This window comes from Metabacillus halosaccharovorans, from assembly GCF_002019635.1.
Taxonomy (GTDB): domain Bacteria; phylum Bacillota; class Bacilli; order Bacillales; family Bacillaceae; genus Metabacillus; species Metabacillus halosaccharovorans.
In genome coordinates, this window is the sequence record NZ_KV917372.1 from 35843 (window position 1) to 51732 (window position 15890).

The 15890-nt window shown below is 34.3% G+C and carries 13 protein-coding genes and 3 pseudogenes; 14 read left to right on the forward strand and 2 right to left on the reverse strand.

All coding sequences use genetic code 11. The features are described 5' to 3' along the window. The first annotated feature begins 466 nt into the window (after positions 1-466). The 8 genes and pseudogenes from BK577_RS14490 (at position 467) to BK577_RS14525 (ending at position 8316) form a co-directional block, all read left to right on the forward strand. Entirely contained in the window at positions 467-745 is a 279-nt protein-coding gene (locus tag BK577_RS14490) for a toxin-antitoxin system YwqK family antitoxin (protein ID WP_078433612.1), read from the forward strand. Positions 746-960: 215 nt separating this feature from the next. After that, a pseudogene (locus BK577_RS14495) lies at positions 961-1286 on the forward strand (UDP-N-acetylglucosamine--N-acetylmuramyl-(pentapeptide) pyrophosphoryl-undecaprenol N-acetylglucosamine transferase); the annotation flags it as partial. Between the two features lie 848 nt (positions 1287-2134). Then, positions 2135-2650, forward strand: coding sequence for an AAA family ATPase (locus BK577_RS14505; protein ID WP_078433614.1), 516 nt, complete (start codon positions 2135-2137; stop codon positions 2648-2650). Between the two features lie 83 nt (positions 2651-2733). After that, a pseudogene (locus BK577_RS26820) lies at positions 2734-2900 on the forward strand (TetR/AcrR family transcriptional regulator); the annotation flags it as partial. Positions 2901-3026: 126 nt separating this feature from the next. Next, positions 3027-4172: an MFS transporter gene (locus tag BK577_RS14510; RefSeq protein WP_078433615.1), complete on the forward strand. Its 1146-nt coding sequence runs from the start codon at positions 3027-3029 to the stop codon at positions 4170-4172. Between the two features lie 265 nt (positions 4173-4437). Then, the gene (locus BK577_RS14515; RefSeq protein ID WP_078433616.1) at positions 4438-4887 is read left to right on the forward strand and encodes a hypothetical protein; all 450 of its coding nucleotides are present in this window, start codon (positions 4438-4440) and stop codon (positions 4885-4887) included. 90 nt (positions 4888-4977) lie between these two features. Then, positions 4978-5733, forward strand: coding sequence for a class I SAM-dependent methyltransferase (locus BK577_RS14520; protein WP_078435257.1), 756 nt, complete (start codon positions 4978-4980; stop codon positions 5731-5733). Between the two features lie 291 nt (positions 5734-6024). Then, positions 6025-8316, forward strand: coding sequence for a phosphatase PAP2 family protein (locus tag BK577_RS14525; protein WP_078433617.1), 2292 nt, complete (start codon positions 6025-6027; stop codon positions 8314-8316). A 278-nt stretch (positions 8317-8594) separates the two neighbouring features. On the opposite strand, the pseudogene BK577_RS26390 reads toward BK577_RS14525, so the two are convergent. Continuing rightward, a pseudogene (locus BK577_RS26390) lies at positions 8595-8762 on the reverse strand (HIT family protein); the annotation flags it as partial. 397 nt (positions 8763-9159) lie between these two features. On the opposite strand from BK577_RS26390, the gene BK577_RS14535 reads away from it, so the two are divergent. Both BK577_RS14535 and BK577_RS14540 read left to right on the forward strand, forming a co-directional pair. Then, a complete protein-coding gene (locus BK577_RS14535) occupies positions 9160-9630 on the forward strand; it encodes a hypothetical protein (RefSeq protein ID WP_078433618.1) in 471 nt (156 codons plus the stop codon). Between the two features lie 357 nt (positions 9631-9987). Continuing rightward, positions 9988-10314, forward strand: a complete 327-nt coding sequence (locus tag BK577_RS14540; protein ID WP_078433619.1) for a DUF3221 domain-containing protein — start codon at positions 9988-9990, stop codon at positions 10312-10314. A gap of 317 nt (positions 10315-10631) precedes the next feature. On the opposite strand, the gene BK577_RS14545 is transcribed toward BK577_RS14540, so the two are convergent. Further along, positions 10632-11198 carry a VanZ family protein gene (locus BK577_RS14545; protein ID WP_218970494.1) on the reverse strand — a complete coding sequence of 189 codons (567 nt, stop codon included), beginning with the start codon at positions 11196-11198 and terminating at the stop codon, positions 10632-10634. Positions 11199-11398: 200 nt separating this feature from the next. Here BK577_RS14545 and ant(9) point away from each other — a divergent pair, with 200 nt between their 5' ends. From ant(9) to BK577_RS14565, 4 genes are all read left to right on the forward strand, one after another. Further along, on the forward strand, positions 11399-12187 hold the full coding sequence (gene ant(9) / locus BK577_RS14550) for an aminoglycoside nucleotidyltransferase ANT(9) (protein WP_078433620.1): 789 nt from the start codon (positions 11399-11401) through the stop codon (positions 12185-12187). Positions 12188-12532: 345 nt separating this feature from the next. Then, entirely contained in the window at positions 12533-13792 is a 1260-nt protein-coding gene (locus tag BK577_RS14555) for an FG-GAP repeat domain-containing protein (protein ID WP_078433621.1), read from the forward strand. Between the two features lie 13 nt (positions 13793-13805). Continuing rightward, positions 13806-14504, forward strand: coding sequence for a response regulator transcription factor (locus tag BK577_RS14560; protein WP_078433622.1), 699 nt, complete (start codon positions 13806-13808; stop codon positions 14502-14504). After that, the gene (locus BK577_RS14565) at positions 14501-15883 is read left to right on the forward strand and encodes a sensor histidine kinase (RefSeq protein WP_078433623.1); all 1383 of its coding nucleotides are present in this window, start codon (positions 14501-14503) and stop codon (positions 15881-15883) included. The genes BK577_RS14560 and BK577_RS14565 overlap by 4 nt, the downstream gene beginning before the upstream one ends. Positions 15884-15890: the final 7 nt, after the last annotated feature.

The following is a 15890-nucleotide window of genomic DNA, read 5'->3' on the forward strand; positions in this document are numbered from 1 at the left end:
TCTCTATTTAAATACTTAAGGTAGTGTTATCAATAATCTAACTGCCGTAAATACAAAAGAAGTTCACCTTTACTATTTTTTATCATTTTATACAAACGCATTTTGCTAGTAATCTTTTCAATTTTCTTTTGTTCATCTTGTTCGTACTTTTTATTCTTAAATAATTTGGATCTGCGCTTATTTTGAAGAAAATGGCCATTTCCCTGTAGGACCATTTTATTTAAAAGATATGAGCCCTACAATCATAATTGCAGCTGGAATTGGAACATATCTCTTTCTTCATCAATCAGGCCAGATTGTTCAGGATCAATGTATAGCATAATAGAGATTGTGAAGAATTACACTTAAAGTAACGGGCAGGATTGTTGAATTAGTTTTATATAAAAAAATGAACACTAAATGTGCAAAAGTAAAACAATATCATTAAAATGAGATGAAAATAAAAAATGGTTATCGGAGGTAAATCATGAAAAATGAAAAATGCGACTTGATAAACGCGAACGGTATTAAGGAAAAGAAACTTGAAGTGATTGATGGATACACGATAAAGTACCATGCAAACGGAAAAACTATATGGTCAAAGGGGAAAATAATTGAAGATAAGCCAGAGGGCTATTGGGAATGGTATCGTTTCGATGGCACAATAAAACGTTCAGGATATTTTGAAATGGGTGAGCCTGTTGGTGAATGGGTGACCTATGATAGCAAAGGTGAAAAATACAAAACCACCAATCGTAACAAATAATAAATAATAGGTTATCTATTGTGGAAATAGCATCTTTACCTTATTACAAAGAAATACATTGCAACAAAATATGTAGTTAAGTTTGACGGAGACTTATTTTTCAATCAATGAATTGCCTTTTCTTATTGAAGTAACGGGGGTAGCTTTCCTTAAGGAATGAAAAATCATCCTTTTTTGTATCAGTTATTAGGGGCAGTTTAGAAGGGTGTTTTTGAAGTAAGAAGTATTTAAAAAAATTAAAACCCAAATTAATATTTTCTAAAAGTGGATTTGTTTCAGTACCTGTTATTTTAGCTGCAAAATCCTTAAGAATCCCTATTTATATTCATGAAAGTGATATGACACCAGGATTAGCAAATAAAATTTCTCAAACATTTTCAACAAAAATTTTTACTTCCTTTGAAGAAACAAAAAAGTTTTTACCAGAACATAAAACTACAGTTATAGGTTCACCGATTAGAAAAGAAATATTAAACGGATCCGCGTAAAAGGTAGAAGTTTACTTGTATTTGATAAGAATAGGCCAATCTTAACCATAATACCGGTTCACATATATGGAACGGACATGCAATATTTTAAATGTTGAAAAGAAGTGATTTTATGACTTACATACATATTGTAATCATAGTTAATGAAATTTACAGTGAATAAAATGATGGTGATTTATTTGGTAGACATAGAATGCATGCTTACTTTAATAGTAGATATGAGTTATTAAGAGTTAATATATAGAAAAAAATTAGATCTTTTCAATACGAGTTGGAGGATATTTGTTTTATGATTGAATATAAGGATGGAAAAAAGTATTGGAACAGACGAGAATGCGATGCTAATTTTGTTAATCGTACATTAGCAGATATGTTCCCTCAAGATTATGAGAAATATATTAAGGACTCAAGAGATTTTATTATAAATAATACAGTATTACACTGCAAAATTTGTTATTACGAATGGGTACATAATGAATCCAAAATAACTCCAGCTCAATGTCCCTCATGCAAATCATTTAAAACATATAAATTGTAATTCCTTATACTTTTACGTTTGTAAACAGGATTATAATTGAGTGTTTAAGATCTCCAGCAAGAAAGCGCTTATCTTGAGGAGAAATCATATTTCTTAATGAAAAAAGGTCATTTTCTTTAATAAGAGAAGAGGTTATCTGTAAGTAATCGAACGATAACTTATCCGATACCGAGAGCAGTATTCTTCAAAAATTCCTGTGTTATTTTATTGTTAATGACTTATTAAAAAATGAGGTGAAAGCAATGGTGAGAAGGAGATAGATAGCCTCCTGGAATAGATGTGTTATTAGTTTTAGGAGGCTACCTAATTGGCAATTGTTATTGAACAAAAGTGCAGTTTAGCGGCAGAAAGGAGGGTCTAGCAATGGGAATTAGGAATTATTTAATTGAAGGCGTTTCAGGCACTGGCAAAACTTCGGTCTGCAATGAATTGAAACGGCGCGGCTACCATGCCATTAATGGTGACCGTGAATTGGCTTATCAAGGCGATCCGGAAACTGGTACACCGACGGAGGGTGTCACGCACGTGCACCACATTTGGCATGTAGATAAAGTAAAAGATTTGGTCGCCAACCAGGATGAGGAGGTAACATTTTTTTGCGGTGGTTCAAGGAACTTTTCGAAATTCATCGATCTATTTGATGGCGTGTTTGTCCTCGATGTCGACCTTGACACATTGAACCGGCGCCTTGACGAGCGACCAGAAGATGAGTGGGGCGGAAAGGGAAGAAAAACGGAACGGGAACTCATTGTGCGATTACACCAAACGAAAGAAGACATTCCGAAAAACGGTATGATAATCGACGCCACCGCACCGATCGAAGAAGTCGTTGACGAGATCGTCCGTCAAAGCGAAGAAAATAAACACGAACGACAGTAATTTACTGTCGTTCGTATATAACACAATACGCAGAAGACTGATCTTAAAAACAACAGATTACATAATTACTAGATAAATTATAAATACATAGAAATTTTCTACTTCATTTGTTCAAAATGAACAAGTTTGAAGAGCAACTGTTTTCACTAAAAAAATTAGTGAAAACGAGAGTAAGAATACATGGAGGGACCTACCTGATGAAGATATTTCCATTGATATTAAACCAGCTTCATTGGAACGGATGATCATGAATGAGATCGGTTGCTTATTAAGCAGCCTTTTTTATTTATCGTACTTTAATAAACGTTCATTTTATTTGAACAATTAGGATTCTAAAAAATATACATAGAATAATAATTGTAAACGGGGGGATGTAATGGGCTCAAGAGGGAGAGTCAGCTTAAGTGTTGGTTGGATCACTTTGTTTCTGATAGGTACAGATTTATTTGTCGTATCTCCGTTACTACCGTTCATTTCGGAAGCGTATAATGTTAATCCAGCGATGACAGGATGGATGGTAACTGTTTTTGCTATAACATATGCGATTGCAGCACCTCTCTTTGGTTGGGCTTCAGATAAAAATGGAAGAGGGATTTTTATTACGTTTGGGTTATTGTTATTATCCTTCTCTAATACCTTAACCGCTATTTCACCTTCTTTTACCTGGTTAATCATGAGTCGTATTTTAGCTGGTTTGTCGGTAGCTGCGATCACCCCTTTGATTTATGCCATTATCGGGGATATTGCACCATCTAAGCGGAGAGGAACTTGGCTTTCTATTGTTGTTTCAGGACATTTAACAGCTCTTTGGGCAGGAGCACCAATCGGTACGTTCCTAGAGCATTTTCTTGGTTGGCGTTCCGTATTTGTTGTAATGGCTGTTGTAGGGATTATAATGGCAGTATTAAATTTCAAAACATGGAAATATGTTCCACGAAGTGATTTGACAAGAAATCTAGTAGAAGGAAATCTGCTAAGAATACTTGGTTCGGTAAGTGTTACCACCATTTGGGCGATTTCAATGTATGCTCTTTATGTTTACTTAGGTGCGGCTCTTTATTCAGAAAATAGATTCTCTTCTTCAGAAATCGCAATAGCTGTTACTTTTTATGGTATTGGTGCGGTTTTAGGCAGTCTTATAAGTGGACAATTTACAGATAGGTTTGGAGTAAGGAAGATTTCGAAAGCTACATTTATCTTTTTGACTGTAATACTTGTTTGTTTAGGAATATTCTTTTCGTCTGGCGATTGGATTTATATCTTTCTGTTTATATGGGCTTTGGTGGGATATTCAGGATTTACATCATACCAAGCGCGATTAGCAGTCGAATATCCAAAGGAACGAGGAATTGTCATGGCCTGGAATAATACGGCTCTTTATATTGGTATTACGATTGGTTCAATGATAGGTGGCTATGTCATAACTAACTGGGGATACCCTTTCCTTCCGTATGTTTGCAGCATCGCAGCATTTATTAGTTTTGTGCTTAGTATCCGAACAAAGACCCAAGAAAAAATTTAGCTTTCCACAGATGGATAACTTCAGAATATAGTCTTTTTATTTAACGAACGAGCGTTTTAATTTAATAGTGATATTTAATAATCGAGTGCTGTTCTTGAATAAGGATATCTGCTTTTTTTATTTAGAGGACCCTCCTAAATAAGATCCCTTTGTATGATAAGAGAAAAGTGGAACGTTTAAATTAGAATAACGGAACATTAGTTTAATTTCTAAATGAGTAACCTTTCATCATTTTATACGTCTTTAATTATAAAGGGGGTTGGTTATGAAAAAATGTCTTTATTTATTAATCGTTCTTTTTGGTCTAACCAGTACGGGTTGTTCTAAGGGCATGTTGGGAGATAAACCTCCTGAGGTATATATAGATATTGGAAATGAAAAGTATGAAACAAAACTTGGTGCTTATTGTTGGAAAGGTACATGCGTTGATACGGCTGGACCTATTGAGCTGTTAAAGGGAAAAGAACCAATTAAAGTAATTCCTGGTGAGAAAATATCTTTTATAATGGAATATGAACCTAAACCAAATGAATTTCATCTTATCCAAATGAATGAAAATAATGAGAATGACATCATAGTTAAAGAAAATAGTTTTTCCGCACCAACACAAAAAGGGATTTATTATTATTCTTATGGTGTATGGTGGATGGATGAAAAGGAAGAGAATCTATCTAATGGAGATGCTTTTTACGCATTAGTTCTTGAAGTAAAGTAGTTCTTATTAATCTATTTAACTAAATAAAACACTTCCACATCAAGCTAGAATTTTATACCTTACTATTACTATATTGGAGATGTATGAATGATGAAACAAAACAAATATGATGATGAAAACTTCTTTTCTGCATATGAGAAAATGCCACGATCGATCAATGGACTTGAAGGTGCGGGAGAATGGCATGTTTTAAAAGCACTGATGCCAGAGTTGAAGAATAAGAATGTGCTTGATTTGGGTTGCGGTTTTGGTTGGCATTGCCGTTATGTTCGTGAGCAAGAAGCAAGTTCAGTGATAGGTGTAGATATTTCGGAAAAAATGCTTCAAAAAGCTCGCGAAAACACAGATGATCCATTAATTTCTTATATAAAAATGCCAATTGAAGAAATCAATTTTACAGACTCTCAATTTGATGTGGTTATTAGTTCGTTGGCTTTTCACTATATTATGTCGTTTGAAGAAATCTGCAAAAAAGTCTACAAATGCCTAACAACTGGCGGTACTTTTTTATTCTCAGTTGAACATCCAATATTTACTTCCCAAAACGAACAAGATTGGTATTACGATGAACAAGGGTATCGTCTACATTGGCCAGTAGATCATTATCAATCAGAAGGAGTACGTGAAACGACATTTTTAAAAGATAATGTAATGAAATATCACCGTACAATCTCTACATATATAAATGCCTTAATTGGTGCCGGCTTTAGTATAAGAGCAGTCAAAGAACCAACTCCTTCTGATGAAATGTTAAAGAGTGTACCCGGAATGACTGATGAACTCCGAAGACCCATGTTTTTAATGATCTTAGCAGTAAAGGATAATACATCTTCAAATAAAATTTAGTTGATTACTTCAAAAGTAAGCGTTCCCATAAAAAGTAGGAACGTTTTTTCTTGTTTCTGTTTTGGGATTTCTGCAAAAAGCTACAACTTTTCAAAAAAACTCCGTACTCTGGCTATTTGAAATTTACATAACTTTAACATTTTCCCTATATTCAAATAACATATAATCCTTATAGTAAAATTTGTGTCTTAAATTTCGTCTAGGAAATTGAATAAATATTAAAAAGAGAAAAAAAGTAGTTAAGTTTTAATCATTCAAAAATTTGCAGAGAAAAGGAGAAACACAAAAGGTATGAAAAAAAAATCAATAATATTACTTGCAACACTAACTATGGCATCTTCTACACTACCTGTTCAAGCCGCCAGTCAATATTCTGATATCGAGCGGAGCTTTGCGAAAAATGAAATTCAAACTGAGATTGATAATGGCTCAACAAAAGGATATCCTCACGGTTCTCGTACAGAAGCAGGAGTTACATCAAATAATACGTTTAAAAAAGGGAAGCCTTCAAAACCTGCAAAGCCACAAGGGACTACTGAAGAAGTAGATTTAGATGCTTCTGAAGTTGATCAACCTTTACCAGCAGTGGATAATGGCGGAAATGCTAATGATCCTATCTTAAAGAATATAGCTGCGACTAATCCTTTTATAAATATTTTAGACGGTTTTGATCAAATATGGTCTATGAATCAATCAGATTGGAGAGACGGATCAGCGTTAACTAAACTAGGAGCAAATGGTAAGGTTGCAAACTATGGTGACGGACCTACCGTTTATTTTGATGGATATAAAAATGATAAGACCAAAATAGTAGCAGATAAGAAGACATATGCTAACGAAGAAATCAGAGATTCAGAGACTTGGGAAGCTAATATAAAATATGTAGAAGACGTTACCCAAAACAGAACTGATGAAGAGGCGTTAGCGGCCTATTATGATGATCAAAGAGATAAGATTTATAGTATGATGGAGGCTTATGGTCCTTTAGCTAATACATACGTGGATATTGTTAACCCGATTACAAGTGTTGTAAGATCAACAGAGGACATGAATAAAGTATTGGAAGAAACGACTGTTGAAGACCAAAGTCAAGGAATGGGACAATGGAAGGGATCTGAACTATCAGATGCGATGGATTTAGTTCATTTAATCCGATTTAGGAATCCTTCTTCGTCAAACCCTTCTAAGTACTTTTTCTCTTCTCCAAGACCGTACAGAATGAATTCAAATGGAGAAGTGAAGGAAGTTGTTGATAAGAACGGTTTACCTGTTTGGAAAACAATAGGTAGTGGTGAAAGTACAGTAGAAGAATTACCTTCAGGTGGTACAAAAGAAACGGGAGAAAGACATTTTCAACAATATGAAACAAATGTGGAAGTTATTCCTGCGTTAGAATATGTAAAAAGAGAAGCGGAAGATGGAAGAGGAAAAGACGGAGCTTTTCCAAGTGGGCATACGAGTGCATCTTATTTGTCAACATTCGGATTTGCATATGCAACACCGGAAAGATATGCTGAATTTTTAACAAGAGCAGCTCAAATGGGAGAAAACAGAATAGTAAGTGGAATGCACTCTCCGCTTGATGTAATAGGAGCAAGAATACAATCTACAGCAATGACTGCCTATGCTTACAATCTCCCAGAAAACAAAGAGGTATTGGATAAGGCGTATGAAAATGCTGGAGAAGTATTCGGTGAATTAGCTGAATCAAAAGATATGAGCTTGTACGAATATGCACATACAGTAACTGAGGATTATAAGTTTGAAAGTGCGTACGATGAAGAAAAGTGGGAAGATCATGAAGCAAATAAAGCTTTCTATCGGGAAAAACTTACTTACGGATTACCTCAAACAGGAACAAAAGGTTTAGACCCTGTAGTACCCAAAGGGGCAGAAGTTTTATTGGAAACTCGTCAGCCTTATTTGACAGATAAACAACGTAGAGAAGTATTGTATACCACTGAAATTGAATCAGGTTACCCTGTCATAGACGAGTCAAATGGTTGGGGAAGACTTGATTTGGTAACAGCATCTGATGGATATGGTGCGTTTTTAAGCAATGTAACTGTGGATATGGATGCTTCAAAAGGAAGATTTAATGCCCATGATTGGTGGAGAAATGATATTACTGGCAGTGGTATGCTTACCAAGAAAGGGACGGGAACACTCACATTGACAGGAAATAATAGTTATTCAGGGGGCACATTGCTACAAGGAGGTACGTTAGAAGCTACTTCTAAGACTGCTTTTGGTGAAGGCGATCTTTATGTAGAAAATGGTACAGTTTTAGTTAATGTAAATGGACCTTTAAATTTAAAGGGCCATTTCACAATGGAAGCTGGAAACCTGGATATTGCAATGGATGATGACAAAAGTCAACTAAATGTAGATGGACTGTTATACCTTGATGGTGGGGACTTGAATTTGGACCTTTCTAATTATGAATTAGAAAAAGGTACAAACATTACTTTAATGACTGCCGACAAGGTGAAAGGTAAATTCGATCATGTAACTGCTGATGGTTACAAGGTAACTGTTACTTACAGAAAAAATAGTGTCGTTGCACATATTAAAGCAAAATAATAGCATTACCAGTCAAGAGCAATCTTCAGCAAATAAGCGCCTTTTTGGAACAAGATAGGCGCTTATTATATTTAGGCCAGATATATGAAAGAATATTAAATAAGTAGAAAAAAAGAAGGGGTGTGTAATGCCCTTTAATTCATTCTGTCTAAAAATTGGAGGCAGTTCAAAATAGAAAAGCGTTTTTCTTCATGGAAGGGCAGATTGTTGAGGAGTTGTTTTCTTTAAAAGGATATTACATAAAATATAAAAAAGCCACCGTTTTGAAACACAGTAATTCAATCAGGATTAAACAATTTCTTTATAGCTTTTGTGATAATCCTTGATGCCTTAATTACCGAGTTTCCAGTATTTTCGTCAAGTTCGTCAAAGTATCGTATATGTTTTTTAGGCAAAATCAGGACGTGTCCTTCGTTATAAGGATTGTGGTCTAAGATGCAACAAACATAATCGTCTTCTCATACAACATTAACAGCCTCTTCTTTATATGCTAAATGACACCCTAAACAGTTCATTTATATTCCCTCCCTTTTGCTCACATTATATACAAATATATATTCACTTTTTAAATTGTGGAAAACTCTCGTAAGTAGATTATATCTTTGATGTCAAAAACCTTTTTAGTTATTCCAAGTCGTTCCAGCAGGGGTTAGTCTTTTGCCATCATACATTTGGTTAAAGCATATTGAGCGTATTTTGGGTTAAAGTTATTCCGTAATAGAACATGAGTTGTTGATCAATGTATGATCGACAGCTCTTTTTTATTTGTATAGATGTAGGAGGAATAGATATCTTTTTATCGAATGTTTGGAAGGGAAATCAAATATGGGGGATTAGATTATCATGGCTTATAATCCAAAAAAAATTAGTATAGATGAAGCTCGTGCGGCTGGTGTAGATTTGAATTTTGAACTAATGAATAATGGAGAAAAACGTTATAGGTTAATTAGTTCCGATGGAAGTTCATATTGTCGTACGGTTGGTTCAAAACAAGGTGCATGGCAAAATAGTCATTATCACAAATCCTGTTCCGAGTTTTATGTAGTTCAATCAGGGTGGATTGTTTATGCACAAATTAGTGTAAATGGAGAATTGGATTTATGCTTACTTAGTGAGAAAGAAAGTGTAACAGTAAATCCATTTGTTCATCACAATATTTTTATGTCTTCTCATTCAGTTGTTCATACAATTAAATATGGAGTAGGAGGGTCTGAGCCTGATTGGTATCCTTCTTTAGAATTTGATAAATACACCAAAAAACTTTCCGAAAATGATTTGCTTGAGTTGATGAGAGCTAAAGAAAAAGGAGAATAAGATGGATTACATAAAACAATTAAGATCTATGGTTGGTCACGAAAAAGTGATTATGGTCGTTTCAGGGGCATATGTAGACAATATATGGGTAACTTAATTGAGACCAACGAGGAATCGATACAAAATAAGTTTTTTTTACTTGAAGAGCTACCGGAAAATCTGTTTACGGAACACCAGATGTTGATCAATGATTTATTAGCAAAAAAACAAATTCCTATTATTGGTTAATACATCTATTTTTTAAAAGTAACAGTCCAGAATTGTTGTTCAATAAAACTCTAAATACGCTGTAACTTTAATACCTATTTCTACAACTAACCTAGTGAAGAGAAATATTTATTAAAGGAGAGATATATAATGAAAAAAAGAAATAGTTTGTTAATAATAATTTTATTAAGTAGTTTACTATATGCATGTAATTCAGAGTATACCAAGAATGAAAAGGATAAAGTAAACGCAACTTTTATCGGAACAATTGAAGAAATTACGGATAATAAAATCGGACTTGTAGAAGTTGAAGAAGGAGAAATTCTTAGTTCTGGTAGTAGAGTATCAGTCAAACTTTCGGTTAACCCTACAGAAACATTTCAAATAGGAGACAAAATAAAAGTAGGATTTGATGGTACGATAATGGAAAGTTTCCCATTACAGATTAATACCCTAACTGTTGAACATGTTGAATAATTTTAAGAGCGATTAGAAATGATTTTTGACTCATACCAACCATGTCCATTTAGCATTGTAGTAAGAAACAGTAAGAAGAGGTGGAACATAATTGAAATTTGATAATAGTGGATTGAACCTCGAATAATTTACTCAGTTTATAAAAGAAAATTACCAAATTGGGAGTATAAACTCTATCCGCTTTATTCCAAAAGGAGAAGATGGATACGGCTATTCAATTAAAACGGATAGTGACAATCATTATTTTGTAAAGGCTCAAAAATCTAATGAGAACTCAAATTTCTTCATTTCGTTAAAAGCAGTTTCAGATTTAAGTTTCAAAGTACGATTATTTTTTCAATAAATGGTGTAAGCGTATTGTTAAATACCCAAGCAACAAGGAACATCAACAAAAATAACCCCGTTATGGACATTCCTATCGAAATAAAAAACGTTGTTAAAGTATTCATTTGTTTACTAACTCTATAGGAAATGAAACCAATTGTTGCACCCATTGAATTGACAAGAATGTCCGTTGTATCAAAGCTCCCTAAATAAGTTACCATTTGAACAATTTCCAAGCAAAGAATGAAACACACAAACAAAACAATAAATTTAAAATATGTTTTTATTCGCTTTTCAAACACCATCGGTACAAGTATTCCGAATGGAACAAATGCTAAAAGGTTGCCAATAGCAAAAATCCATAGTTGCAAAATATCTAATGTAAATTGATTAGGTAGCCACAATGGAATGGAAGTAGGTATTAACGAATACCGGTATTCGTGGATCTCTATCTTTTGCGGCCTGCCAAATCCGAAAAACATAAAGTAGATTAACATTGCTAGATAAATAACTAAGAATATATATATTAACATCTTTTTCTTCTTTTCAAGACGGTTCAACTAAAATCACTTCCTTAGTCTAAAAAATTCTAAATCTGTATCAAGCTAATTATAGATAATATAAGAATATATAAAGTAAGTGAATAAATCTACTAAAAACATGAGAACAGTTTATAAACGGAGAAAATTTATTATTTACGAATGTGGAATAATGTTTGATGAAATTTAAGCTGTATATCAAATAGAGGAGAATGTAGTAGATGAATAATCTGACTAATAAAGAAATACCAAATGAAGCGATTCAAGCATTAAAAATCGTAGAGGAATTGCTTGGAAGTTCGATAATCGGGGTATATCTATATGGTTCATCAGTAAAAGGTGGTTTACGCATAAACAGTGATGTAGATGTCTTAGTGGTCGTGAGTCATAACTTATCTGAAGACAGTCGAAAAGAACTATCTGATAGATTGATGCTTATATCTGGAAAGATAGGGAATACAGATTCTGTGCGATCACTTGAGGTTACAGTTATAAACCATAGCGATGTCGTACCCTGGAAATATCCTCCCAAAAAAGAATTCATCTATGGTGAATGGCTTAGGAGTGATTTTGAAAAAGGGAAAATCCAAGAACCTACATATGACCCAGATCTAGCTATTATCTTAGCAAAAGCACAAAAGTATAGTGTTTCACTATTTGGTTCTGAAGTTTCTGATTTACTTGACCCCATTCCAATAACAGATGTAAGAAGGGCAATTAGGGAGTCTATGACAGAATTAATTGAAGGGCTTAATGGAGACGAACGTAATGTGATTTTAACTCTGGCTCGAATGTGGCAGACAGTAGCAGTAGATGAAATCTCTCCAAAAGATGTGGCAGCAGAATGGGCTATACCTCGGTTACCTAATGAACATGCGGATTTACTCGATTTAGCTAGAAAAGCGTATCGAGGAGAGTATGTTGATAAGTGGGAAGGACTGGATTCCGAGGTGGTTTCACTTGTTAATTATATGAAAAACTCAATAGAGTCGTATTTTCGTAACAACTGAGCAAGTCTTGGGAGAATACGATCTTCATCAAACGGCGCATTTCTCTAAGAAATGCGTCTATTTTCATTTAAGTCCATTTTTGTTTAATAACTCATTTCAAATAGTTACATTTGTTTTCAGCTTTTCAACTAGAATATACTGTCCTACCATTCTTTTTTAAATCATTGAATTCTCCTGATACTGCTTTACAATATTTGAAGTGAATATAATACTAGGTTTGAACAGTATTTCGACAATAAATTCCATATTGTAACTTTTTTGTAACTCTTTTATAGAGTAAGACATATATAATAAATTTATTCGAAGGAAACAGTAATTTTTGGAAAAATGAATGGAGTGTCCATCATGAGAAAGAAAAGCAAATTAACATTAATAATGGGTCTAGTTATGAGCAGCATGATGTTATCGGGATGTCAACTTGTTGAATCTCCTAATGCATTAATTGAAGCTCCACAACAGGAGAAAGAACAGAATATAGAATTGAGTAAAAAAGCGGCAGAGCTGCTCCCTTCTAATAGTGAATTACTAACTCCGGTAAATTCTAATAAAAAACAGTCAATTTTTATTGCTGATATTAATGACGATGGGAACCAGGAAGCATTTCTTTTGTATAGAGGTTTAGGGGAAAATCGTAAAGTTCATCTTCTTTCATTACAAGAAACTGAAGATGACTGGAGAGAAGTATCAGACTTTGAATTGGATTACCTGCAGTTTGATTATTTTGATCTCCATGATTTAGACAATGATGGACGAATAGAAATAGTCATTGGTCTTGGAGGGTCAGACTTTGAATCAGAGAAAGAGCTTATGATATACCAATGGAAGGAAGAGGGACTGACAAAAGTAGTAAATAAAGGCTATGAAGTCCTTGATATCGCGGACTATGATCGTGATGGAAAAGCAGATGTTCTAATTGTCCACGGGAAGAGAAGGGAATTTATGGAGGCGGAGCTTCTTACATTTAGGTCTGGTCAACTAGAGACAACTTCAAGTGTAAATATGGATGCTTTTGCATTTCATGAAAATGCTGTCAGTGGAAAATTATCTGATGGTAATCAGGCATTGTTTATTGATGGAGCAGTTGGTGCTCATTCTATGGTGACTGAAATCATTGCCTTTGAGGACGGGAAGCTTATTAAGGTTGATGAAAGAGCAGGTGGGATGCTCATTAAAGAATACCCACTTTATAGTAAAGATATTAATGACGATGGGGTCATTGAAGTAGGTGGGATGTATATCCCTAAAGGGTGGGAAGAAGAGGCATTTGCTGATATTCCGTTTATTGAATACTATTCAACATATTCAATAAATGGGGATGAAAAAAAGATTGAGGAAAGATATACGAACAGAGCACATAAGTTTTACATCACAATCCCAGTTGATTGGCATGGTAAGGTTACGATTAAAAAGGTTGATAATAGTATCCAATTAATCTCTGTTTCAGATGATGAACTGCTTTTTGAGGTTAAATGGGGTAACCGCGAATCCGTTGAACCGAAAGGCCATGTCTTTAAGAAAACAAAAGATACAATTTTTTATACAGAAATGAAAGAAAAAGATGCTTTTCCATTTAATGAGTTTCATTTATTAGAAGATGAGTTTTAAGAGAGGGAAGTTTATGCATAAAATTCTTGTTGTTGAAGATGAGTTATCCATACGTAGCTTTGTCAGCTTAAATCTAAAAAAGAGGGGGTACCTTGTAACGGAAGCAGAAACTGGAGAGGAAGCATTACGACTCTATCATCGAGAGAACTTTGATATTATTTTGCTTGATTTAATGCTCCCGGGTGTTGATGGATTTGAAGTATGTCAAGAAATTCGAAAGATCAATCAAACAGTGGGCATTATTATGTTAACGGCTCGTACACAAGAGAAGGATAAGGTCGAAGGTTTAATCATTGGTGCAGATGATTACTTATATAAACCATTTAGCTTAGTCGAACTTGAGGCTAGAATCTTTTCTCTGCTACGGAGACTAACTGTCGACCGTTCACTTTCAAAGGAAAATGATGAAAGGATTACTTCTGGTCCTTTTCAATTGGACATGAAAACGAAGCGATTAATCAGTTCTGGACGAGAAATAAAATTGACTCCAACTGAATTCTCTATTCTTCATTACTTTATGGGCCATCCAAATCGTGTCTACACAAGAGACGAATTATTGGATGAGATATGGGGAAAGAACTATGTTGGTGATTTAAAGGTCGTGGATGTAAACATTAGACGAATCCGACAAAAAATCGAGACAGACCCGTCCTCGCCAGTCTATTTATGTACGGAGTGGGGGTTAGGGTATATATGGATGGGTAATGTATGAAACGAAAAGTCATCCTTTATTTCATGATTATTATCCTTTTGACTTTAAGCTTAGTCATGACGGTGTTTGGCTTTGCCTTGACAAATTATTATTATCAAGGAATAGCAGGTACTTTTCGCAGTCATGTTGAAGCAATTAATCCGATTTGGGAAAAAGGAAACGATCTTAATTATGGCAGTTTAGAAGATTATAGTGATCTCATTATTAAAAGCTATCAATATCATTCTGCAGAATTGCAACTATTATCAAATGATGGAGAACTTATTCAATCATCATCTGGTTTTTATGAAGACAAAACATATTCAATTGATCCTGATGTATTTACCTATGAAACAGTTTATAAAAAGGAAGTTATTAAACAAACAGGAGAAAAAGTGATTGCTGTCTACATACCACTAATGTTAGACGGTCAGGTTGTTGGGGTGCTCCGGTATATTTCTTCGTTAGCAAATGTTCATGATGTCATTCAAAACCTGGTTAAGTATGGAATCTTGATTTGTGCAGGTGTTGCAATCGTTGTCTTTCTTATTAGTCTTCGTCTTGCAGATTCGATTGTAAGGCCATTTAAAAAAATCATTCAACATACACGTGAATTATCAAAAGGACGATTTGAAAAACGATTAAATGAAATATACCCTCATGAACTTGGCGAAATGGCGAACACACTAAATTATATGGCGGATGAAATTGTCAAGATGGATCGATTAAAAACAGATTTTATTTCCTCGATTTCCCATGAGCTCAGAACGCCGCTTACAGGAATAAAAGGGTGGGTTGAAACGATCGAGTCACCAGAAGACTTAACAGAGCAGGAAGTGAAATTTGGCTTAAGGATGATTCACACTGAATCTGAGCGTTTGATGAAATTAGTTGAAGATTTACTGGATTTTTCTAGGTATGAGTCAAATCGAATCACTCTTAACCAAGTTGAATTAAATTTTGATGAACTCGTATACGAAGTGACATTACAGCTTCAAAGGAAAGCAAAAGATAAAAATGTCTCGATTGACTTAGAAAGTGTATCGGTTCGGCTTATGGCTGATGGAGATAAAATGAGACAAGTCATGTTAAATTTACTGGATAACGCGATCAAATTTTCAAAAAAGAATGGTGAAATTCAAATAAATCTCTATAAAAGAAATCATTTTGCTGTACTTGAAATTAGTGACAATGGAATAGGGATGAAGCCAGAAGAGTTATCACATATTATGGATTCCTTTTATAAAGTTGATTCAAAATCAATTGGCGCCGGACTTGGTTTAGCGATCACTCGAAATATTGTCACAAAACACGGCGGGAAAATTGAAGTTCTTAGTCAGTATGGAAAAGGAACAACAGTAGTCGTTCAATTACCTTTGGTTATGAATTCAGTGGAATAAGTAAAAT